This is a genomic window from Nonomuraea sp. B5E05 (assembly GCF_039880665.1).
In the GTDB taxonomy this organism is placed as follows: domain Bacteria; phylum Actinomycetota; class Actinomycetes; order Streptosporangiales; family Streptosporangiaceae; genus Nonomuraea.
Genome location: NZ_JBDPMJ010000004.1, coordinates 130,766 through 150,712 on the forward strand (window position 1 = coordinate 130,766; position 19,947 = coordinate 150,712).

Here is a 19,947-nt window from a genome sequence, read left to right on the forward strand (position 1 = left end):
GCTCGCGGGCGATCACGCCAAGGGCGATAACCGCGCGCATCCGCCGCCGGGACATGCCAGTCTTGAACCGTGCTTCCCGACCGCCCAACCAATCTCGTGCCGCCCGTCCTGGCCAAGATGGCCGCATGGTGCGGGTGCCTGATCCTCGTCGGCGTGGTCGTCTACTACTTCGTCCAGGTCATCGCCGGCCTCACGTTCGTGGCGCTGCCCGTGGCGATCGCGCTGCTGCTGACCGCGCTGCTGTTCCCGCTGACCAACGCCCTGCGCAATGCCGGCATGCGGCCCATCTACGCCACCTGGCTCACCATGCTGGTGGCGCTGACCGTGCTGGCCGGCACCGGCTGGCTCGTCGGGGCGCGGGCCAGCGAGGAGTTCCCCAACCTCGTCCGGCAGGTCCAGGAGACCGCCAGATCCGTGCAGGAATGGCTGATCACCGGCCCGCTGCAGCTGCAGGAGGCGCAGATCACCGGCTACGTCGACGAGATCGTCGCCATGGCCAACGCGCAGCGCACGGCCATCACCGGCACTGTGCTGTCGGCCGGCGCGGTGGCCTTCGAGGTGCTCGCGTCCATCGTGCTGCTGCTCTTCGTGACGTTCTTCCTGCTCAAAGACGGCGACCGCATCTGGGCGTGGTTCCTCAGGGCGTTCGGCGGCGTGGCCCCGCGCGTCGACCGGGCGGGGCGGGCCGCGTGGACCACGCTCTCCCACTACGTCCAGGGCACCGTGGCCGTGGCCGCCGTGCACGGCCTGATCATGGGGTTCGTGCTGGCCGGCATGGGAGTGCCGCTGTGGGCGCCGCTGGCCGTACTGATCTTCTTCGCCAGCTTCATCCCGATCGTCGGCATCTTCTTCGCGGGCACCGTCGCCACCCTCGTCACGCTGGGCGCCAAAGGCCTGATCTTCGCGCTGATCTTCCTGGGCATCCTCATCATCGAGCAGCAGCTCGAAAATCACGTGCTCCAGCCGCTGATCGTGGGCCGGGCGCTCAACTTCCACCCGCTGGCGATCATCCTGGTGCTGGCCGTCGGGGGCATCCTCGCGGGCATCGCGGGGGCCGCCGTGGCGGTGCCGGTGGCGGCGGTGATCTACCGGGCGCTCCCGGAGCTGCGGCCGAGCCCGCCCGCCCTGCCACCACGGGACCACACCTCCCCCGCCCCTGCCCAACCCGAGCCCCCCGCGCCCGGCGACATCCCCGGCCCTCGTCCGGCCGCCGGCTCGGGTGAGACCGGAGACGTCCCCCGGCCCAGGGACGGCGACGCCGACGAGCACACGGACGCCACGGAGGCGCGCTCCGAGGCCGCCGCTCAACAGGATCGCACCGCCACCAGCCCGCAGGGTGACGCTCCCGAGCAGGGCAGTGACGACGCCGGTCCACGCCCATAGGCCGCTTGACCGCCGAGGAGCTCAGGCACGCCGCCGGGTGGGTGGCGATCGGGCAAGTCGGGTCGGAGCGGCGATGCCGGGCAAGTGGGTCGGGCGGGCTGGTTGGGCGAGTGGTGATCGGGCGGCGGGATGGGGTGGGTGGTCGGCGGGCCGGGAAGATGCGCGGTTGAAGGAGCCGGTGGGTGTGGGAGGGGGAAGACGGACAGCGGGTGCGCGGACACGGAGTAACCTCGTCGCCCGTGACGCGTTCCTCCGTGACCGCCCTCCTCGCCGCGGGCGACTCGCCGCCGGGGTGCCCAGAAGGGCCGCCGGGCACCGCCCGGCGCAGGTGCCGCAACCGCTGCTGCGGCTGCCATCGGCCGAACGGCCCGCGCCTCCCCGTCCCCGTGGGCACGACACTCCACCTGCGTGCCTGGTGCAACGGCAGCGCGAGCCGGAAGGCGTACCTTGAGGCTGAGGGGCGAATCGGCGCCCCCGGCGGCTCGGCCGCCGTCCGCGTGGCAGCCCTGCGCATCGAGGTGAACATGGAACACTTCGCCAAGCACGGCGATCGGTCAGGCATCGCCGCCGAACACGACTACGAGGTGAACCCTTGACCAACGCAGGTGCGGGCCCCGAGGTCCTCATCCAGCGGCTCGACGAAGAGTTGCCGATGCCGTCCTACGCCCACCCCGGTGACGCGGGGGCCGACCTCTACGCGGTCGAGGACGTCGAGCTGATGCCCGGCGAGCGAGCCGTGGTCGGCACGGGAGTGGCGATCGCCCTTCCCGACGGCTACGCCGCGTTCGTGCACCCGAGGTCAGGGCTGGCATCCCGGCACGGTGTCACCCTGGTCAACGCGCCCGGCACGGTCGACGCCGGATACCGCGGCGAGATCAGGGTGACGCTGATCAACACCGACGCCAAGGAGCCGTTCCGCCTCCGGCGGGGCGACCGGATCGCGCAGCTCGTGGTCCAGCGGGTGGAGCGCGCGGCCTTCTACGAGGTCCAGCGCCTGCCGGGTTCGGTGCGCGGCGCCAACGGTTTCGGATCGACAGGACGCTGACCAGCGGGCCGCGCCCGCGGCCCTTCGACATGGCGGGCCGCCAGGCGGCCCGGTGAGCAAGGAGAGTGAGGAACGTGTTCCGACGTCGTCGTCGTGAGCAGCCGGAACAGGCGATCGAGCAGGAGTCTGCCGCGCCCACCCGAGAGTCCGGCCCGTGGGACGCCGACGAGCCCCACCCCGACACCGACAGGATCGACCTCGGCGGCCTGCGCCTGCCGCACAATCCCGACTTCGACGTACGGCTGGCGTCGGTCGGCGACCAGCACGTCGGCGTCGTGGCCCTGTACGAAGACAGCTCGCTGCAGTTGCAGGCCCTGGCCGCGCCACGCAGCTCGGGGTTGTGGGACGAGGTCAAGGCCAAGATCCTGGCCCAGGCCAAGCACCTGGAGGAGCAGGAGGGCCCGTTCGGCAGCGAGCTGAGCGGCGAGATGAAGGCCGACGGCAACAGCAGGCCCGCCCGCTATCTCGGCATCGACGGGCCGCGCTGGTTCCTGCTCGCGGTGATCTCCGGCAAGGCGGCCGTCGACGAGACGGTCGCGACGGCGTACATCGACTTCATCAAGGACGTCGTGGTCGTGCGGGGCGACGAGCCGATGGCGCGCGAGGAGCCGATCCCGCTGCGCCGCCCCAACGAGCCGGGAGCCGAGCAGCAGCAGGAGCAGCAGGGCTTCAACCCGTTCAGGAGAGGGCCGGAGATCAGTGAGATTCGCTGACGGCTGACATCACATAGGCTGGCTCCATCATGAGTACGGCAGAGCCCCAGAAACGCAGGGGATTGCGCGGGTTCCTGAGTCGGCTGGCATCTTCCCAGTCCGAGATCGAGGCCCAGGAGCTGCGGGAAGACGCCGATGAGGTCGGCGCCACCCCTATCGCCTCGTGTGGCGGGCGCCGGCGCTTCTGCGTGGCGGGTACGCTACGTACAGTGACACTGCGCCCGAGGGGTGGTGCTCCCGCGCTTGAGGCCGAGCTCTATGACGGGTCGGACGTGATCGACCTGGTCTGGCTCGGCCGCCGCAAGATTGCGGGCATCGAGCCCGGCCGCACGGTCAAGGCCGAGGGCCTGGTCAGCATGCAGGACGGGCGCAAGGTGATGTTCAATCCGCGTTACGAGCTGCGCCCAGGGAGTTGATCGAGTGAGTGCCGAGGCAGAAGAGGCCGCCCACGACACAGTTGAGGCGGCGGTGCGGGCCCAGCTCGCCAAGGCCTTCGGCGGCGTACGCGGCATCATCGAGGCGGCTGTCCCCACGATCGCCTTCACGGTGTCCTGGATCACCACGGAAGACCTGAAGCTGTCGTTGATCATCAGCGTCGCCCTGTCGGTCGTGCTGCTGCTGGTCAGGATCGTGCAGCGGTCCACACCGCAGTTCGTGATCAACAGCCTGATCGGCATCGCGATCGGCGCGTTCTTCGCCAGCCGCACGGGCGACGCGAAAGACTATTTCCTGCCCGGCATCCTCTGGAACGCCGCCTACATGCTCGCCATGCTGGCGTCGATCGTCACGCGCTGGCCGGTCGTCGGGTTCCTGATCGGCTCGGTCACGGGCGATCCGACGGCCTGGCACAAGGACCCGGGCATCGTGCGGCTCTGCACCCGGCTGACGTGGATGCTCCTGTTGCCGTGCGCGGTGCGGGTGGCCGTGCAGGGGCCGGTCTACCTGTTCGGAGGCGGCGATCAGGCGGTGGCGGCGCTCGGGTTCGCCAAGATCGTGATGGGCTGGCCGCTCCAGGTGGCCGCGTTCGCCGCCATGTTGTGGGTGCTCGGCCGCGGCCGCACCCCCGTCAAGCCGGTCGCGTCGGCCTGACCCGCTCGCCGGCCGACCGGGGCGCCCTGGGTCCGGCCGGCCTGTCGCCGGGGTGTGTGATCGCGCCCCGGCGCACGCTTGCCGGGAGAGTTACGCTGATCCTTGCTCAGGCGAGCCGCTGAGCGGCACGCGACGACTTCTCCCGGGAGGACGTGGTTCCATGGCGGACGCCGCGGTGGGCCCGCGTGTGCGGGCCGCGGCAGGCCCTGATCCGGCTGAGGGCTGTGCGGCATGAACCACCCCTCGATCCGGCAGGTCTCCACCGAGGTCATCTATTCCAACACCTGGATGACGCTGCGCGAGGACGAGATCGAGCGGCCCGACGGGTCGCGCGGCGTCTACGGTTATCTGGAGCGGCCCAACGCCGTGCTGGTGATCCCGCTGGAGGACGACGGTTTCCATCTCGTCGAGGAATACCGTTATCCGATGCGGCGGCGCTCGTGGAGCTTTCCGCAGGGGTTCGCGCCCGCGCCCACGCTCGAGGAGGCGGCACGTCAGGAGCTCGAGCAGGAGACCGGATTACGTCCTGCCGGCCTCACGCTGCTCGGCACCATCGACGTGGCGCACGCCATCAGCACCGAACAATCCAACGTCTACCTCGCGACGGGCCTTGAGCACGGCGACAGCGCCCGCGAGCACAGTGAGCAGGACATGCGCCAGCGCTGGGTGCCGCGGGCCGAATTCGAGCAGATGATCCGGGCGGGCGCGGTCAGGGACGCCGGTTCGCTGGCCGCCTATGCGTTGTTCCTGCTGTCGCGGGCGTGACCCTTGCCCAGGGCCGGCGGCCGATGCCTGTCCACGGGCCCGACCTTGGCTGCTCGTCCTAGTGTTCGATGCTCTCGCGGGCGGCGGCCACGGCGTGAAGGATTTCGAGCTGCCCGTCGCCGGTCGTGGCGAAGGGCGAGATGACGAGGGTCGTGGCCCCGTTCTTCGCATATTCCCGCATCCGGTCGGCTATCCGGGTGACCGGGCCCAGAAGGGAGACGCGGTCGACGAACCCGGCGGGCACGGCCGCCCGCGCCCCCTTGAGGTCGCAAGCGGCGTAGCGCTCGTGGACAGCGGCGGCCTCCTGACCGAAGCCCATCCGCCCGGCCAGCTTGCAGTAGAAGTTCCGCCTGAGATCGCCCATGCCGAGGAAGTGCGCGAAGTAGCCGCGCACCGCGTCCATGGCCTGCTCCGGGTCGTCGTTCACGGACACGGGCAGCCCGGGCAGCACTTCGAAGCCGTCGAGGTCCTTTCCGGCTCTGTTCCGGCCGGCCCGCAGATGGTCCAGGGCCTGCGTGAGCGATTCGGGGGTGCAGAAGACACCGAGCCAGCCGTCGGAGATCTCGCCCGCCAGTTCCAGGTTCCGCGGGCCGACCGCCGCCAGGTAGATGGGGATGCGCCGCCGGACCGGCTGGGTGAGCAGCGTGAAGGGCGTCGCGGTGCTTCCCTGGGGCGGCAGCTGGTAGTGCTCGCCTGCGTGGACGACCTGCTCGCGGTTCAGGGCGCGTCGCACAATGTCCACATATTCGCGGGTGCGTCCCAAAGGTCGGTCGAACGGCACGCCGTACCAGCCCTCGCTGATGTCGGGGTTGGAGACGCCCAGTCCCAGGCGGAAGCGTCCGTCGGACAGAGCGTCCAGCGTCGATGCCGTCAACGCGGTGAGCGCCGGGGTCCGGCCTGGGATCTGGAACACACCGGACGCCAGGTCGATGGTCCGCGTGCGCATCGCCACCGTGCCGAGCACGGTGGCGGCATCGGACCGGTACCCTTCGGGCGCGAGCGCGAGGTCGTAGCCGAGCCGCTCGGCCTCCTGCGCCACCCGTACCGCGCTCTGGTAGGTGAGGTTGACACCGAGCCTCATGGCCATGACTCCTTCCGGGGGCCGACTGGTCGCGGGGACGTCGCACGGCTCAGGCGGGCCTGCCCTCGACGATGCCGTGCGGCGGAGCAGTCGGGTGGATGCCGACCAACTCGAACCCGGAGACCTGCAGCAGCCGGCGCCACTCCTCAGCGGTGCGCTCGGCGCCCTTGTCGTTCACGAGCATGGCGAGGTCCATGAGCTTGCTGTAGTGCCATGCGTTCAACTCGGGCAGCACCCCGTCAATGATCAGCAGCCGCGCCTCCGGCTTGCCGCCGATCGCCTGGCGCACGCGGCGCAGGATGCCTTCGCACTCGGCGTCGCTCCAGTCGTGCATGATCGCCTTGAGGACGTACGCGTCGGCGCCGCTGGGGACGCGCTCGAAGAAGCTGCCCTCCTCACAGTGCACCCGTTCGCCCACACCCTCACGCGAGAGCAACTCGCGGGCGCCCTTGATGGCGGTGGGAATGTCGTACAGGATGCCGCGCACCGCCGGGTGGCGCCGCAGGATCGCCGAGAGCAGTTGCCCCTGCCCGCCACCGATGTCGGCGACTACGGGGAAACGGCCGAAATCGAAGGAGTCGGCGATGCGCGGAGCGCGGGCGTCGTTGAGCGCCGTCATGGACCCGTGGAACACCTCGGCGAATTCCGACGCGTCCTGCTCGAGGTACTGGAACCAGGTCTTACCGCCGCGCAGTTTCGGGCCCACGGCCTCGCCGGTGCGGACCGTGTCCATCACGTGGCCCCAGCAGTTCCACACGGTCGTCTCACCGTAGAAGTAGGCGAGGTTGCGCAGGCTCCCGGGGACGTCGCTGCGCAGGTATTGAGACTTGGGCGTGAGTTCGAAACGGCCGTCGGGCCGCTCGGCGAACACGCCTACGGAGGCCGCCGCGCGCAGGAACCGGTAGAGCGTACGCTCGTGCGCCTCGGTGGCCCCGGCCAGGTCCTCCACGGTGCGCGGTCCGTCGGCCAGCAGGTCGGCGATGCCCAGGCGGGCGACCACGTGCAGCACGCCCGTGATCCACTTGCCCGCCAGCATCAGCAGGACCTGCTCCTGGTCGGGACGGTCGTCGCTGTACGGCGGCGTGCTGAGCGCCATGGGCGAGGGCTCGTTCGTCATGTTCCCTCCATCGGGTGCCGAAGGTCTCCTCGTCGAGGACACCGGAGCTGTTGGGGGACCGGTGCCGTCGTGATGCTGACAGTCACCGCTGGAGATCTGGTGGTTACCGGATAGAGCCGTCCTCACCACCGCTGGGGAAGGAAGGCGTGCCGCGGTCCTGCGGCCAGCACGGCTCGATCGAGCTTGGAGAACGGGTTGCCACACTCGCCCTGGTGACGGCTCGGACCGGGGAGGCGGGAAATGGCTGACCAGGCGCGTTGGCGGCGTGCGTACGACGTGGTGACCAGGTGGTTGACCGAGGGACTGGTGCTGACCGGGTTCGCTTTCCTCGATCCGCCGGCTGCGGACCGGGCGCTGTTCGAAGACCAGCGAGGCTCGAGTGATCCCAGAGGCGGCGGTCCTAACCTCCCAGACACTCCCGGGAGGAGACGTCCAGAACCGGCTGGGGGTCACGGGGTGGATTCACGTTGGAGGGTCAGTGGCAAAGACGATCGATCGTCGTAGGCTCTTGTCGAGGAGCGCGGTCCTCGCGCCCGCTGCGGGACTGGCGGCGCTGCTCAGCGCCGACGTGGCGGACGCGGACATCGAAGGGCGGGCGCACTCCCTCATCGGCACCTGGCACGTGGACATCGTGTTCCCCGGGCCTAACCCGCCGGAGAAGGGGCTCTTCCTGTTCACCAACACGGGGCTGGTGATCTGCACCAACACCCGGATCAGAGATCTCGGACTGGGCAAGTGGACGGCACGCGGCTCGTCCCGCTTCGACTTCACCTTCAGGCACCACATGTTCATACCTGACGGCACCTGGGTGGGCACCCTGGACATCGCTCATTCAGGCACCGTGACACAGAACACCTTCTCGTCGTCGGGAACCGGTACGGTCTACGACACGAGCGGTAACCAGACCGAGACGATCGAGTCCCACACCAGGGCGGTGCGTTACTGATCGCCGCCCCCGGCCGATCCCGGCCCGCTAGGCCGGGATCGGCCGCACCCATGCCCGGAAGCCGGACCCTGGCTCCCGGAGCCGGCCCGGAGCCGAACCCCGGGCCGGCAGGGCGCCTAGTTGCCTCCGGCGACGTGCACCACGCTGCCCGTGACGTTGCCGTTGACCGCGGAGGCGAAGTACAGGACGAGCCCGGCTATGTCATCGGGCGTGGAGATGTGGCCGGCCGGTCTGCCCTTGTTGAGTGCGCGCTTGATCTGCTCCGGTGACTTGCCGGCCAGATCCTTCCTGAACTCCTCCGGGACCCGGGCCAGGAAGCCGCGCGTGACGGTGGGGCCCGGCGCCACGACGTTGACGAGGATCCCCTGCGGCGCGAGCTCGGTCGCCAGCGTTCTGCTCAGCCCGTGCAGAGCCATCTTGCTCGCGACGAACGCCTCGTCGCCGGCGGCCCCGCGCTGGACGATGTTGGCCGAGATGAACACGATGCGCCCCCACCCCTGCTTCTTCATCCAGGGCAGGGCCGCCTGCACGGTGTGGAAGGAGCCCTCGACGTCGGCACGCAGGAACGGCTGCCACTCCTCGACAGGGACGTCCTCGAAGGCGACCGGGTGCACTTTCGTACCCGGGATGGCCGAGGCGTTGACGATGACCACGTCCACGCCACCCCACTCGGCGGCGACGGCGTCAAAGGCGGCGTGCATGGAGCCGCGATCCGTCAGGTCGTACCGGACGGTGGTCGCTTTGCCGCCCAGGGCACGCACGTCCTCCGCCACCCGGTACGCGCCGGACTCGTTGCGGTGGTAGGTGACGGCCACACTGGCGCCTTCTGCGGCGAACGCGCGCGCGAGGTGGCCGCCGATCGAGCCGCTGCCACCCGTGATCAGGACGACTTTGCCGGCGAGGCCGAGATCCATGAACCACTCCCTGACGATCGACGGGGCGAACGAGTTAGATGTCGAGTCACGCTAAGGAGCTTCGCTCGCAGAATGCTCGAATAGCGGTCGATGACGCCGCCCCGGCCGGGCCGCGTCATCGTCCGGCCTTCGAGGGGGAGCTGTCAGGGTTCGGATGACCGGATCCCGACACGACAGGAGGCGTCGGTCCATGCGCGTGCTGTTCACAGGGTGGGCCTGGCCCTCGCACCTGTATCCCATGGTCCCTCTGGCCTGGGCCTGCCTGGCGGCGGGGCACGAGGTACGCGTGGCCGTCCCGCCGGACGTCCAGGACGTGATCCTCCGAGCGGGCCTCACCCCCGTCAGCGTCGGTCGGGCGGTGGACGTGACGGGTGTCATACGCGGCTTCGTCAAAGGGCCGAAGACCGGCAACGGACGGCCGTCACGCCCGGTGGCGCGCGACCCGTCTGCGCGGACGCCGCGTGCGCTGAGCATGTTCGTCGACCTGGCCGTGGCGATGGCCGATGACCTGGCGGCCTTCGCCCGCGACTGGAAGCCCGGCCTGGTCGTGTACGACCCCACCGCCTGGGCCGGCCCGCTGGCGGCGGCGGTGGCCGGCGTGCCGGCGGTCCGTCAGCTGTACGGGACGGACCTGCTCGTCCCGGCCAGGGACGCGATCATCAGGGCGCTGGAGCCCCTCGGTGACAAGCTCGGCGTCGGCCCGGTGGATCCCATGGGCGCGCTGACCATCGACCCCTGCCCTGTCACGCTCCAGGGCCAGGTGCCAGGAAACAGGTGGCGGATGCGCTATCTGCCCTACCAGGGTGTGCACGACCGCGTCCCCGCCGAGCCGCCGCAACGACGGGACCGCCCCGTCGTCTGCGTGACCTGGGGGACGACGATGGCCAGGCTCGGCCATGAGTATTTCCTCGCTGGGCACGTGGCCCGCGCCCTGGCCGGCCTGGACGTGGAGATCGTCCTGGCGATCGCCTCCGGGCAGCGCGCCCTGCTCGGACCGCTGCCACCTGGCGTACGGGTGGTGGAGTCGGTCCCGCTCCGCCTGCTCACGCGCGGCGCCGACCTGCTGGTGCACCACGGGGGTGCGGGCTCGATGCTCACCGGCCTGGTGAACGGGCTGCCACAGCTCGCGCTGCCGCAACTCCCCGACCACATCGGACACGCCAGGCGGCTGGCGGCCACCGGCGCGGGGGCCGCCATGGAGCCGGCTGACGGTTTCGGCATGGCGGAGATCCGCGACACGGTCGCGGGCCTGCTCGCCTCAGCCGATCACGAACGTGCGGCCAGGCGCCTCGGCGTGGAGATGGCCGCGCACCCGGCCCCGGCGACGCTGGTCGCCGAACTGGAGCAGCTGGCCGGGACCCGTGACGGTGGCAGGGCGGCGGTATGAGCGCACCGGCATCAGGAAAGGCCCCCGCGCCATCGTGCTGGACTGAAAGGAGACGCACATGCGCCGTACCTTGATCGTCGCCAGGATGGAGCCTGCCGACGCCGACTCGGTGGCGGACATCTTCGCCGACTCCGACGCCACGGAACTGCCAGGGCTGGTCGGCGTCACCCGTCGCACGCTTTTTCACTTCCACGACCTGTACTTCCATCTGGCCGAGGCGGAGACCGACGTTCCCTCGCGCGTGGACGAGGTACGGCAGCACCGCCTGTTCCGGGACGTCAGCGACCGGCTGGCTCCGTACGTACTGCCCTACGACCCCAGTTGGCGTGGCCCGCGCGACGCGATGGCCACCCCGTTCTACGAATGGGAGAAAGGACAAGGTGGTCGGCGTGTCTGACACCGGTGTCGCGCCTTCCGAGGCGAGCCCGACGACGGACGAAGGACCTCTCAGCAAGGTCGGCTTGGCCGAGACCGTGGTGAACAGGCGCCGGGGTGGCGAGATCCGCGTGCTGCTGAGCCCCAAGACCACGCGGACCAGCTCCGGTTTCATGGGGGTGCTCACGCTCCAGCCCGGCGAGTACGTCTCCGAGCACTACCACCCGTACTCGGAGGAGTTCCTCTATGTGTCCCGCGGGACGATGGTGGTGCGGATCGACGGCGATCAGGAGCTGGAACTCGCCGAGGGCGAGGGCATGGTGATCCCCAAGAACGCCCGGCACCGTGTGATGAACCGCGGCGACGGAGAGGCGTTCGCGATCTTCATGATGTGCCCGCTCGCTCCAAGGCCGGACCTGGGCCATGTCGACACCGAGCCGTACCCGGAAGAGGCCGGCGAGGTGGAGCCGTGACGGGCGGACGGCGGGTGGTCATCACCGGCATCGGCACGGCGACCCCAGGGGGCATCGGGACCAAGGCCTTCTGGGAGCTGCTCATGGCGGGGCGGACGGCGACCCGGACGATCTCGCTCTTCGACCCCACGGGTTTCCGTTCCCGGGTGGCCGCCGAGTGTGACTTCGACCCGCGCGCGGAGGGGCTGTCGCCGCAGGAGGCCCGGAGGATGGACCGCGCCGCGCAGCTCGCGGTGATCTCCGCGAGGGAGGCGTGGCAGGACAGCGGGCTGGACGGGGAGAGTGTGCCGCCCGAGCGTCTCGCGGTCAGCGTGGGCAGCGCGGTCGGCAACACGATCAGTCTCGAGCAGGAGTACGTCGTGGCCAGCGACGGAGGCAGCCGATGGCAGGTCGACCACGCGTACGCGGTCCCGCACCTGTACGACTACCTGGTCCCCAGCACCCTGGCCGTCGAGGTGGCATGGGCGTGCGGGGCGGAAGGACCCGTCTCGCTGACCTCGACCGGGTGCACGTCGGGGCTGGACGCCGTCGGACACGGTTACCACCTCATCCGGGAGCATGCCGCCGACGTCGCCGTGGTGGGCGCCACCGACGCCCCCATATCGCCGATCACCGTGGCGTGTTTCGACGCGATCAGGGCCACCACTCCCAGGAACGACGATCCCGAGCATGCGGCCCGCCCCTTCGACGCCAGCCGCAACGGCTTCGTGCTAGGGGAGGGCGCGGCGGTGATGGTGCTCGAAGACCGGGAGCTGGCGATCCGCCGCGGCGCCCACATCTACTGCGAGGTGGTGGGCTTCGCCGCCCGCAGCAACGCCTTCCACATGACCGGGCTCAAACCCGACGGCAGGGAGATGGCCGAGGCGATCAGGGCCGCGATGGACGAGGCCCGTTTCGTTCCCGAGGACATCGACTACGTCAACGCGCACGGCTCGGGCACCAAGCAGAACGACCGCCACGAGACCGCCGCGTTCAAGCGCAGCCTCGGCCCGCGTGCCCACGAGGTGCCCGTGAGCTCGATCAAGTCGATGGTCGGTCATTCGCTGGGCGCCATCGGCTCCATCGAGGTCGCCGCGTGCGCGCTGGCGATCGAGCATCAGGCCGTCCCTCCCACGGCCAACCTGCGCAACCCCGACCCGGAGTGCGATCTGGACTACGTGCCGCTGACCGCCCGGGAGCAGGTCGTGGAGGGCGTCCTGACCGTGGGCAGCGGGTTCGGCGGCTTCCAGACCGCGATGGTGCTCGCGCACCCCGGGAGGTGACCGCGTGACCACAAGGTACGTCGTCACCGGCATCGGCACGACCGCTCCCAACGGGCTCGGCACCGAGGAGTTCTGGTCCGCCACGCTCGCGGGCCGCAGCGGGATCGGCCGCATCACCCGGTTCGACCCTGAGCCGTATCCGGTGACCCTGGCCGGGCAGGTTCGCGGGTTCGCCGCGGACGAGCACCTGCCCGCGAAGATCACGGTGCAAACCGACCTCATGACCCATCTCGCGCTGGTGGCCTCCGAGATGGCTCTCGCCGACGCCGGGATCGACCCGGCGCGGCAGCCCGAGTACGAGATGGCCGTGATGACGGCCAACTCCTCGGGAGGCAACGAGTTCGGGCAGCGAGAGATCCAGGCACTGTGGAGCAACGGCCCGCGCCACGTGGGCGCGTACCAGTCCATCGCCTGGTTCTACGCCGCCTCTACCGGCCAGATCTCCATCCGGCACGGCATGCGCGGCCCCTGCGGGGTGATCGCCACGGAGCAGGCCGGCGGCCTGGACGCCCTGTCGCAGGCGCGGCGGGCGTTGCGCCAGGGGGCCGGGATGGTGCTGACCGGCGGGACCGACGCCTCGCTGAGTCCGTACGGCCTGGTCACCCAGCTTCCCACCGGGATGCTGAGCCGGTCCGCCGACCCCGCCCGCGCCTACCTGCCCTTCGACGCCGAGGCCTGTGGCTACGTGCCGGGGGAGGGCGGCGCGATCCTCGTCATGGAGGAGGAGAGGGCCGCCAGGGCACGCGGCGCCGCACGGATCTACGGCGAGATCGCAGGGTACGCGGCGACCTTCGACCCGGCGCCGGGCTCCGGCCGGCCGCCGGGACTGCTCAGGGCCGTCAAGGGGGCGCTCGCGGACGCCGGAATCACACCCGGCGACGTGGACGTGGTCTTCGCCGACGCGAAGGGCGTCCCGGAGGCGGATCTTCAGGAGGCCGGGGTGCTGGCCGAGATCTTCGGGCCCGGCGGTGTGCCGGTGACGGCGCCCAAGACCATGACGGGCCGGCTCTACGCCGGCGGTGCGGCACTCGACGTGGCCGCGGCGCTGCTGGCCGTGCACCACTCCGTCATCCCCCCGACCACCAACGTCACCCGGCCGGCGCCGGGCTGCGACATCGACCTCGTCCTGGACGTGCCCAGGGCGGCCAGGGTCAGGACCGCGCTGGTCGTGGCCCGTGGCCACGGCGGATTCAACTCCGCCGTGGTGGTCCGCGCGGCAGGCGGCTGAGGCCGCACATCACCACAGAAGGAGGAAGACGTGGACAAGACAGAACTCCGGCTGGACGAGCTGAAGCGGATCATGCGCGAATGCGGCGGACCGGCCGACCTCGACGCCGACATCCTCGACGTGTCGTTCAAGGAGCTCGGCCTGGACTCGCTGGCGGTTCTGGAGATGGGGGCCCGCGTCGAGCGCGACTACGGCATCGAGGTGCCCGACGACGCCATGGAGGAGCTCAAGACGCCCCGCCAGACGCTCGACTTCGTCAACCACCGCCTGTCGGCTGCTTAGGAGTGACGTCATGGCAGGTCACACGGACAACGAGATCGTCATCGCGGCACCCTTCGACCTGGTCTGGGAGATGACCAACGACGTGGAGTCGTGGCCGGAACTGTTCAGCGAGTACGCCTCGGCGGAGATTCTGCACCGCGAGGGGGACACGGTGCGCTTCCGGCTGACGATGCACCCCGACGAGAACGGCAAGGTCTGGAGCTGGGTCTCAGAACGCGTGATCGACCGGCAGGCCGGCACCGCCCGCGCGCAGCGGGTCGAGACCGGGCCGTTCGAGTACATGAAGATCCGGTGGGACTACACCGCCACCCAGGACGGGGTGCGGATGCGCTGGATCCAGGACTTCCACATGAAGCCCGAAGCCCCCGTCGACGACGCGGCCATGACCGATCGCATCAACCACAACACGGTCGTGCAGATGCGCCGCATCAAGGAACGAGTCGAGAGCGCCGCGCGCGCGGCGTCGACTCCGGCATGACGTGGTCGTCCAGGTATTGGTGCCGCTGGCGTTGGTCGGCAACGGTCTCGCGGCCGGCGTCATGCTCTCGACCGTCATCGGGGTCGTGCCGTGGATGCTGGTGCAGCCGTACGACAGGTACGTCGTGGCGACCCGCTTCCTGTGGTCGCGGTACGACCCGTTCATGCCGATCGTCAACGCGCTCACGTGCGTGCTGGATGTCGTGCTGATCTTCGTGGTGCCGGCGGCCGTACCCCGGACCCTGTTCGCGGCCGCGGCCGGGCTGCTGCTCGTCGTGATGACGATCTCCATCGTCAAGAACGTGCCGATCAACCGGTACGTGACCTCGCTCGACCCCGCCGCCCGCCCGCCCGACTGGGAGCGGCGGGATCCGCGGATGCGCTGGCGCGGCTGGAACCTCACCCGCACGGTCCTGGCCCTGGTGGCGTTCGGCGTGAACGCCTGGGCCGCGACCGCCCTCATCTCAATGTGAAGGGACGACCATGGAACTGCGACTCGCCGGGAAGAAGGCGATCGTCACCGGCGGCACCAGGGGCATCGGACGGGCCATCGTGCTCGGGCTGGCCCGGGCGGGCGCCGACGTCATCACGTGTTACCGGCAGGAGGGCGAGGCGGCCGAGCAACTCGCCAGGCAGCTGAAGGAACTCGGTGACGACCACCACGTGATCAAGGCGGACGTCGGCCGGCCGGAGGAGGTCGAGCGGCTCGTCGAGGAGTGCCGGTCCCGGTACGGCGCGCTCGACGTCATCGTCAACAACGCGGGCGCGATCAGCCACATCCCGTTCGCGGAGCTGACGGCCGAGGAGTGGCGGCGCGTCGTCGACACCAACCTCACGGGTGCCGCCTTCGTCGTCGGCAAGGCGCTGCCGCTGCTGGGACAGGGCGCTTCCATCGTCAACGTGGGCTCCCGGGTGGCCACCGTGGGAGTGCCGCTGCGCGCCCACTACACCGCGGCCAAGAGCGGCCTCATCGGGCTGACCCGGTCGCTGGCCAAGGAGCTCGGTCCCCAGGGGATCCGCGTCAACGTCGTCGCGCCCGGACCGGTGGACACCGGGATGGACATCCCCGCCCCGGTGCGCGAACGCTACAGGAACCTGATCGCACTCGGCCGGCTCGGCGCCTCCGAGGAGATCGCCAACGTGGTGCTCTTCCTGGCCAGCGACCTGTCGAGCTTCGTGAGCGGCGAGACGATCAACGTGGACGGGGGCATCTGACATGACCGCTGGAACCTTCCGGGTGATGTTGCGCATGCAGATCAAGCCCGGCATGGACGAAGAGTTCGAACAGACGTGGTACGGGGTCGGCGACGCGGTCACGCAGCACCCGGCCAACCGCGGCCAGTGGCTGTCCAAGAGCGCGGAAGAAGCAGGCGTCTACTACATCATCAGCGACTGGGTCGACGAGCCGCGCTTCAGGGAGTTCGAGCGCAGCGAGCGCCACCTGGAGCACCGTACGAAGCTGCATCCGTACCGGTCGGGCGGCTCGATGACCACCATGAACGTGGTCTACGACATGTCGCGCGAGACGGTACGGCGGCCATGAGCGGCCGGGTGCGCGTCCTCGTCTTCGTCACAGCGGCCGGCGCCGGGACGCAGGCCGTGGAGGACGCCTACCACCGGATCAGCCGCAGTCTGGCGGGAACGCCCGGACTGCTCGGCAACGAACTCCTCCGCTCCGAGCACGACCGCGACGGGTTCGTGGTGCTGAGCGAGTGGCGTGACCTCGACGCCTTCCGCGCCTGGGAGGAGGGGGAGTCGCACCGCTCGACCACCGCGCCGCTGCGTCCCCTGCAGGACCGCTCGCGGGGCGCGTCGTTCGGCGTCTACACGGTCCAGGCCGAGTACAGCGGCAGGAGCACGGCGTACGCCGAGGGGAGGTGAGGCGCGCATGCGGGAGCTGTTAGGCGCCGTGGCGGTGCTGGGCAGTGGCCTGACCGCGGGAGTGCTCTTCTGCGTCGCGCTCAGTGTCGTGCCGGCGCTGCGTGCCCTGCCTCCCGACCGCTACGTTCAGACCCACGAGCTGCTCGGCCGCAACTACGACCCCACGATGCCGCTGATGGTGCTGACCACGGCGCTGGTGGACGTGCTGCTCGCCATCATGACGCCGGCGGGCGGGCCGCGGTCGCTCTTCGCGGTCGCCGCCGTGATGACGGTAGGGGTGTCGCTGGTGTCGCACTTGTGCAACGTGCCCATCAACCGGCGCGTCAAGGTGCTCGACCCCGCGGCGATCCCGGCGGACTGGACGGACCCGCGCCCGGTGTGGCGCAGGTGGCACCTGCTGCGGACCGTACTCGCCGTGATGGCACTGGCCGTCAACGCGGCCGCCGTCGCGGTGGCATGACCCGGATCGCAAACGAACGGAGGAATGATGGACCTGGCGATATCCGGCAAGCGCGTCCTCGTCACGGGCGGGACACGGGGTCTGGGAAGGGCGAGCGCGCTCGCCCTCGCCCGTGGCGGCGCCAAGGTGGTGGCCTGCCACGGCAGAGCCGGCGCGGCGGCCGACGACCTGGCCCGGGAGCTCAAGGAGCTCGGCGACCACCACCACGTCGTCCGCGCGGACGTCACCAGCGAGGACGACGTGAACCGGCTGGCAGGTGCCTGCGCGGACGCGTACGGCGGGCTCGACGTTGTGATCAACAACGTCGGCGTGGCCGGCGAGGCGCCCGTGGGCGAGCTGACGGGCGAGGAGTGGGACCGCGTGATGGACGCGAACCTCACCGCCCCCTTCCTGGTCACCCAGGCGACGCTGCCGCTGCTGTCCGAGGGCGGATCCGTGATCTACGTGGGCGCCTCCGCCGCACTGCGCGGACGCCCGGCGACCGCCCACTACACGGCTTCCAAGGCCGCGCTGATCGGACTGACCAGATCCCTGGCCAAAGAGCTGGGCCCCCGCGGCATCCGGCTCAACACCGTAGCCCCTGGCGTGATCGACAAGGGGGAGGGCCTGGGCCCGCCGCCCCCGCTGCGGGAGCGGCTGGCCGGGATGACCGCCCTGGGGCGGCTGGGCACGACCGACGACGTGGTCGGCGCCGTGCTGTTCTTCGCCAGCGACCTGTCCCGGTACGTCACCGGGACCACTCTGAACGTCGATGGAGGAATCTGATGCCGTACGCAGCCATCACGTACCCGGTCAAGCCCGGCCACGAGGACGAGATCGCGGAGATCTTCGCCGCCTTCCAGCGTGTCCCCACGCCGGTGCTGGTCGACGACGAGGGCAAGGAGGCGGGCCGCCTGGTGGGCACGGCGGTGTTCATCAAGGGCGAGGTGATGATCCGGGTCATCCATTACGAGGGCGACCTGGTGCACGTGGCCAGGAACATGGCCAGGCACAAGGGCGTGCACGAGCTGGAAGCGAAACTGGCGCCCTATCTCGCCGAGACCCGTGACACCGGCACGCCCGAGGCGTTCGGCCGGTATTTCAGCAACGCGACCATGCGCTGCATCTCGCAGCTGTCCGCGGACACCCTGCCGGCCGGGGCTCGGACGCCATGAGCCTGCCACACGTCGCACTCGTCGGGAGCGGCGCGATGGGTGCGGGCATGGGACACCGGCTGCTCGAAGCCGGCCATCCTCTTTCCGTCTACAACCGCAGTCCCGCCAAGGCCGCCTCGCTCGTGGAGGCGGGCGCGCGGGCGGCCACCAGCCCGCAGGCCGCGGCGGACACGCCGATCGTGCTGCTCAGCCTGAGCGACGAGTCGGCCGTCGAGCAGGTGCTGTTCGAGGCCATGCTGCCGGAGCTGAGGAGGGGCACCGTGGTGGTGGACACCACCACCACCTCGCCGCTGTACGCCCGCATGGCGGCCACGCGGCTGTCCGCCGCGGGGATCGCCCGGGTCGAGGCGTGCGTCCTGGGCAACCCGGCGATGGCGCGCAGCGGCGGTCTGCGCATCTTCACCGCGGGCGAGCACGACGAGGTGGAGGCCGCCGGCGGGCTGCTCGGAGCCCTCGGGCAGGACATCCGCTACCTGGGGTCGGCGGGCGCGGCCGCCACGATGAAGCTGGCCTTCAACCTTCTGCTCGGCGTGCAGACGGTGGGCTTCACCGAGGCGATCTCGTACGGCGTCAGCGCCGGGCTCGACCGTGACCTGCTCATCGACGTCATCGCCAACAGTGGATTCAGCTCCCCGGTTCTGGCCTTCCGCGCCGCGTTCATGCGCGAGCGCTGCTACGAGCCCGCGGCCTTCAAGGCGCGGCTGATGGAGAAGGACCTCCGGCTGGCCGCCAACGACGCCATGGCCAGAGGGATCTACCTTCCGCTGACGGAGGGCGCGGGCGACCTCATGGCCGACGCGGTCGCCGCCGGCCTGGGCGACCAGGACGCCGCGGTGATCAGTGAGCTGCCCAAGCGCCGGCTCGGAGAGAGCCTGCCACCGAAGAACGGAGCCACACGATGACCACGCAGCCACCGCAGATCACCAGCCCCGCCGAGCTGATCCAGCTGGGCAAGACCGCCTTCTGCACGGCCAAGGTGCTGCTCAGCGCCCTTGAGCTGAGGGTGTTCGCCGTGCTCGACGAGCAGCCGCTCACCGGGCCGCAGCTCGAGGAGCGGCTCGGACTGCATCCCCGGGCCTCCAGGGACTTCTTCGACACCCTGGTGGCCCTCGGGCTGCTGGTGCGCGCGGAGGGGCGCTACTCCAACGCCCTCGCCGCGAAAGAGCACCTCGTGCCGGGTAAGGCGGCCTACGTGGGCGGCTTCCTCGAACGTTCCGATCGGGTTCTGTACCCCGCCTGGGGCGACCTGACCGGGGCCCTGCGCACCGGCAAGCCTCGCGTGACGAACGCCTTCCGCGAGATGCTCGACGACCCCGACCGGCGGATCAGCTACCTCGGCATGATGGACGCGCTCAGCACCATGCTGGCACCGCTGATCGCGCAAGCCTTCGACTGGGACACCGTGAAGTCCTATGCCGACATCGGCGGTGCCAGGGGCAACCTCGCGGGCCGGGTCGCGCAGGCGCACCCGCATCTGTCCGTGCACGTCTTCGACCTGCCTCCGATGGAGCAGCCGTTCCACGAGCACGTGGAGCGACTCGGGGTGGCCGAGCGCGCCACGTTCCACGCGGGCGACTTCTTCGCCGACCCGCTGCCGGAGGCCGACGTGCTGACCATCGGCCACGTCCTGCACAACTGGGCCCCGGCCGAGCGACGTACGTTGATCAGGAAGGCGTTCCAGGCGGTCAACCCCGGTGGCGCGTTGATCATCTACGACCGGATGCTGGCCGACGAGCCGGTCGACGCCGAGAACCTGGTGATCAGCCTGGACATGCTGCTCACGACGGACGGTGGGTCGGAGTACCTCGCAGGGGAATGCCGCGAATGGCTCCAGGAGGCGGGATTCACCGTCGAGCCGGCCCGGCCGCTGGGCGAGCACGACACGCTCATCGTGGCGAGAAAGGGGAGCTGATCC

At 70.3% G+C, this 19,947-nt stretch carries 27 protein-coding genes; 24 read left to right on the plus strand and 3 right to left on the minus strand.

Going from position 1 to position 19,947, the window contains the following annotated elements; all coding sequences use genetic code 11:
• Positions 1-69: 69 nt before the first annotated feature.
• The 7 genes from ABGB01_RS09350 (at position 70) to ABGB01_RS09380 (ending at position 4,995) form a co-directional block, all read left to right on the plus strand.
• Positions 70-1,383: an AI-2E family transporter gene (locus ABGB01_RS09350; RefSeq protein WP_347772340.1), complete on the plus strand. Its 1,314-nt coding sequence runs from the start codon at positions 70-72 to the stop codon at positions 1,381-1,383.
• A gap of 239 nt (positions 1,384-1,622) precedes the next feature.
• Positions 1,623-1,979, plus strand: coding sequence for a hypothetical protein (locus ABGB01_RS09355; protein ID WP_347772342.1), 357 nt, complete (start codon positions 1,623-1,625; stop codon positions 1,977-1,979).
• Complete coding sequence (gene dut / locus ABGB01_RS09360; RefSeq protein WP_347772344.1) at positions 1,976-2,428, plus strand: dUTP diphosphatase; 453 nt, start codon at positions 1,976-1,978, stop codon at positions 2,426-2,428. Before ABGB01_RS09355 ends, dut begins: the two co-directional genes overlap by 4 nt.
• Before the next feature lie 74 nt (positions 2,429-2,502).
• A complete protein-coding gene (locus tag ABGB01_RS09365) occupies positions 2,503-3,141 on the plus strand; it encodes a DUF3710 domain-containing protein (protein WP_347772346.1) in 639 nt (212 codons plus the stop codon).
• Positions 3,142-3,170: 29 nt separating this feature from the next.
• Positions 3,171-3,557, plus strand: coding sequence for an OB-fold nucleic acid binding domain-containing protein (locus ABGB01_RS09370; RefSeq protein ID WP_347618044.1), 387 nt, complete (start codon positions 3,171-3,173; stop codon positions 3,555-3,557).
• Between the two features lie 4 nt (positions 3,558-3,561).
• Complete coding sequence (locus tag ABGB01_RS09375; protein WP_347772348.1) at positions 3,562-4,230, plus strand: DUF3159 domain-containing protein; 669 nt, start codon at positions 3,562-3,564, stop codon at positions 4,228-4,230.
• A 231-nt stretch (positions 4,231-4,461) separates the two neighbouring features.
• Positions 4,462-4,995 (plus strand): NUDIX hydrolase, encoded by a 534-nt coding sequence (locus tag ABGB01_RS09380; RefSeq protein ID WP_347772350.1) that lies wholly within the window; start codon positions 4,462-4,464, stop codon positions 4,993-4,995.
• 58 nt (positions 4,996-5,053) lie between these two features.
• Here the strand turns inward: ABGB01_RS09380 and ABGB01_RS09385 are convergent, their stop codons facing one another.
• Complete coding sequence (locus tag ABGB01_RS09385) at positions 5,054-6,076, minus strand: LLM class flavin-dependent oxidoreductase (RefSeq protein WP_347772352.1); 1,023 nt, start codon at positions 6,074-6,076, stop codon at positions 5,054-5,056.
• A 49-nt stretch (positions 6,077-6,125) separates the two neighbouring features.
• Positions 6,126-7,193, minus strand: a complete 1,068-nt coding sequence (locus tag ABGB01_RS09390) for a methyltransferase (protein WP_347772354.1) — start codon at positions 7,191-7,193, stop codon at positions 6,126-6,128.
• A 508-nt stretch (positions 7,194-7,701) separates the two neighbouring features.
• Between ABGB01_RS09390 and ABGB01_RS09395 the strand changes: the two genes are divergently transcribed.
• Complete coding sequence (locus tag ABGB01_RS09395; protein WP_347772356.1) at positions 7,702-8,139, plus strand: hypothetical protein; 438 nt, start codon at positions 7,702-7,704, stop codon at positions 8,137-8,139.
• Positions 8,140-8,255: 116 nt separating this feature from the next.
• Here ABGB01_RS09395 and ABGB01_RS09400 read toward each other — a convergent pair whose 3' ends face one another.
• The gene (locus ABGB01_RS09400; protein WP_347772358.1) at positions 8,256-9,053 is read right to left on the minus strand and encodes an SDR family oxidoreductase; all 798 of its coding nucleotides are present in this window, start codon (positions 9,051-9,053) and stop codon (positions 8,256-8,258) included.
• A gap of 190 nt (positions 9,054-9,243) precedes the next feature.
• On the opposite strand from ABGB01_RS09400, the gene ABGB01_RS09405 reads away from it, so the two are divergent.
• The 16 genes from ABGB01_RS09405 to ABGB01_RS09480 are packed head-to-tail and all read left to right on the plus strand — an operon-like array spanning position 9,244 to position 19,944.
• Positions 9,244-10,440: a nucleotide disphospho-sugar-binding domain-containing protein gene (locus ABGB01_RS09405; RefSeq protein WP_347772360.1), complete on the plus strand. Its 1,197-nt coding sequence runs from the start codon at positions 9,244-9,246 to the stop codon at positions 10,438-10,440.
• Between the two features lie 58 nt (positions 10,441-10,498).
• On the plus strand, positions 10,499-10,837 hold the full coding sequence (locus tag ABGB01_RS09410; protein ID WP_132332364.1) for a TcmI family type II polyketide cyclase: 339 nt from the start codon (positions 10,499-10,501) through the stop codon (positions 10,835-10,837).
• A complete protein-coding gene (locus tag ABGB01_RS09415) occupies positions 10,830-11,288 on the plus strand; it encodes a cupin domain-containing protein (RefSeq protein ID WP_347772362.1) in 459 nt (152 codons plus the stop codon). Before ABGB01_RS09410 ends, ABGB01_RS09415 begins: the two co-directional genes overlap by 8 nt.
• A complete protein-coding gene (locus ABGB01_RS09420; RefSeq protein ID WP_347772364.1) occupies positions 11,285-12,550 on the plus strand; it encodes a beta-ketoacyl-[acyl-carrier-protein] synthase family protein in 1,266 nt (421 codons plus the stop codon). The genes ABGB01_RS09415 and ABGB01_RS09420 overlap by 4 nt, the downstream gene beginning before the upstream one ends.
• 4 nt (positions 12,551-12,554) lie before the next feature.
• On the plus strand, positions 12,555-13,778 hold the full coding sequence (locus tag ABGB01_RS09425) for a ketosynthase chain-length factor (protein WP_347772366.1): 1,224 nt from the start codon (positions 12,555-12,557) through the stop codon (positions 13,776-13,778).
• Between the two features lie 30 nt (positions 13,779-13,808).
• Positions 13,809-14,060, plus strand: a complete 252-nt coding sequence (locus ABGB01_RS09430) for an acyl carrier protein (RefSeq protein WP_246063724.1) — start codon at positions 13,809-13,811, stop codon at positions 14,058-14,060.
• Positions 14,061-14,070: 10 nt separating this feature from the next.
• Positions 14,071-14,538 carry an SRPBCC family protein gene (locus ABGB01_RS09435; RefSeq protein WP_347772368.1) on the plus strand — a complete coding sequence of 156 codons (468 nt, stop codon included), beginning with the start codon at positions 14,071-14,073 and terminating at the stop codon, positions 14,536-14,538.
• A 1-nt stretch (position 14,539) separates the two neighbouring features.
• Positions 14,540-15,010, plus strand: coding sequence for a DUF1772 domain-containing protein (locus ABGB01_RS09440; RefSeq protein WP_347772370.1), 471 nt, complete (start codon positions 14,540-14,542; stop codon positions 15,008-15,010).
• 10 nt (positions 15,011-15,020) lie between these two features.
• Positions 15,021-15,752 (plus strand): SDR family NAD(P)-dependent oxidoreductase, encoded by a 732-nt coding sequence (locus tag ABGB01_RS09445; protein ID WP_347772372.1) that lies wholly within the window; start codon positions 15,021-15,023, stop codon positions 15,750-15,752.
• Between the two features lies 1 nt (position 15,753).
• Positions 15,754-16,080, plus strand: coding sequence for an antibiotic biosynthesis monooxygenase family protein (locus ABGB01_RS09450; protein ID WP_347772374.1), 327 nt, complete (start codon positions 15,754-15,756; stop codon positions 16,078-16,080).
• Positions 16,077-16,418: an antibiotic biosynthesis monooxygenase gene (locus tag ABGB01_RS09455; RefSeq protein WP_347772376.1), complete on the plus strand. Its 342-nt coding sequence runs from the start codon at positions 16,077-16,079 to the stop codon at positions 16,416-16,418. Before ABGB01_RS09450 ends, ABGB01_RS09455 begins: the two co-directional genes overlap by 4 nt.
• Positions 16,419-16,425: 7 nt before the next feature.
• The gene (locus tag ABGB01_RS09460) at positions 16,426-16,878 is read left to right on the plus strand and encodes a DUF1772 domain-containing protein (RefSeq protein WP_347772378.1); all 453 of its coding nucleotides are present in this window, start codon (positions 16,426-16,428) and stop codon (positions 16,876-16,878) included.
• A gap of 27 nt (positions 16,879-16,905) precedes the next feature.
• Complete coding sequence (locus ABGB01_RS09465; protein ID WP_347772380.1) at positions 16,906-17,643, plus strand: SDR family NAD(P)-dependent oxidoreductase; 738 nt, start codon at positions 16,906-16,908, stop codon at positions 17,641-17,643.
• On the plus strand, positions 17,643-18,032 hold the full coding sequence (locus tag ABGB01_RS09470; RefSeq protein ID WP_347772382.1) for a SchA/CurD-like domain-containing protein: 390 nt from the start codon (positions 17,643-17,645) through the stop codon (positions 18,030-18,032). Before ABGB01_RS09465 ends, ABGB01_RS09470 begins: the two co-directional genes overlap by 1 nt.
• On the plus strand, positions 18,029-18,934 hold the full coding sequence (locus tag ABGB01_RS09475; protein ID WP_347772384.1) for an NAD(P)-dependent oxidoreductase: 906 nt from the start codon (positions 18,029-18,031) through the stop codon (positions 18,932-18,934). The genes ABGB01_RS09470 and ABGB01_RS09475 overlap by 4 nt, the downstream gene beginning before the upstream one ends.
• The gene (locus ABGB01_RS09480; RefSeq protein WP_347772386.1) at positions 18,931-19,944 is read left to right on the plus strand and encodes a methyltransferase; all 1,014 of its coding nucleotides are present in this window, start codon (positions 18,931-18,933) and stop codon (positions 19,942-19,944) included. Before ABGB01_RS09475 ends, ABGB01_RS09480 begins: the two co-directional genes overlap by 4 nt.
• Positions 19,945-19,947: the final 3 nt, after the last annotated feature.

Excerpts from the sequence above, each read along its gene's own strand:
- ABGB01_RS09370 (WP_347618044.1), top strand. The coding sequence starts at position 3,171 with ATGAGTACGGCAGAGCCCCAGAAACGCAGGGGATTGCGCGGGTTCCTG.
- ABGB01_RS09380 (WP_347772350.1), top strand. The coding sequence starts at position 4,462 with ATGAACCACCCCTCGATCCGGCAGGTCTCCACCGAGGTCATCTATTCC.
- ABGB01_RS09385 (WP_347772352.1), bottom strand. The coding sequence starts at position 6,076 with ATGAGGCTCGGTGTCAACCTCACCTACCAGAGCGCGGTACGGGTGGCG.
- ABGB01_RS09390 (WP_347772354.1), bottom strand. The coding sequence starts at position 7,193 with ATGACGAACGAGCCCTCGCCCATGGCGCTCAGCACGCCGCCGTACAGC.
- ABGB01_RS09400 (WP_347772358.1), bottom strand. The coding sequence starts at position 9,053 with ATGGATCTCGGCCTCGCCGGCAAAGTCGTCCTGATCACGGGTGGCAGC.
- ABGB01_RS09405 (WP_347772360.1), top strand. The coding sequence starts at position 9,244 with ATGCGCGTGCTGTTCACAGGGTGGGCCTGGCCCTCGCACCTGTATCCC.
- ABGB01_RS09410 (WP_132332364.1), top strand. The coding sequence starts at position 10,499 with ATGCGCCGTACCTTGATCGTCGCCAGGATGGAGCCTGCCGACGCCGAC.
- ABGB01_RS09435 (WP_347772368.1), top strand. The coding sequence starts at position 14,071 with ATGGCAGGTCACACGGACAACGAGATCGTCATCGCGGCACCCTTCGAC.
- ABGB01_RS09445 (WP_347772372.1), top strand. The coding sequence starts at position 15,021 with ATGGAACTGCGACTCGCCGGGAAGAAGGCGATCGTCACCGGCGGCACC.
- ABGB01_RS09450 (WP_347772374.1), top strand. The coding sequence starts at position 15,754 with ATGACCGCTGGAACCTTCCGGGTGATGTTGCGCATGCAGATCAAGCCC.
- ABGB01_RS09455 (WP_347772376.1), top strand. The coding sequence starts at position 16,077 with ATGAGCGGCCGGGTGCGCGTCCTCGTCTTCGTCACAGCGGCCGGCGCC.
- ABGB01_RS09460 (WP_347772378.1), top strand. The coding sequence starts at position 16,426 with ATGCGGGAGCTGTTAGGCGCCGTGGCGGTGCTGGGCAGTGGCCTGACC.
- ABGB01_RS09465 (WP_347772380.1), top strand. The coding sequence starts at position 16,906 with ATGGACCTGGCGATATCCGGCAAGCGCGTCCTCGTCACGGGCGGGACA.
- ABGB01_RS09470 (WP_347772382.1), top strand. The coding sequence starts at position 17,643 with ATGCCGTACGCAGCCATCACGTACCCGGTCAAGCCCGGCCACGAGGAC.
- ABGB01_RS09475 (WP_347772384.1), top strand. The coding sequence starts at position 18,029 with ATGAGCCTGCCACACGTCGCACTCGTCGGGAGCGGCGCGATGGGTGCG.
- ABGB01_RS09480 (WP_347772386.1), top strand. The coding sequence starts at position 18,931 with ATGACCACGCAGCCACCGCAGATCACCAGCCCCGCCGAGCTGATCCAG.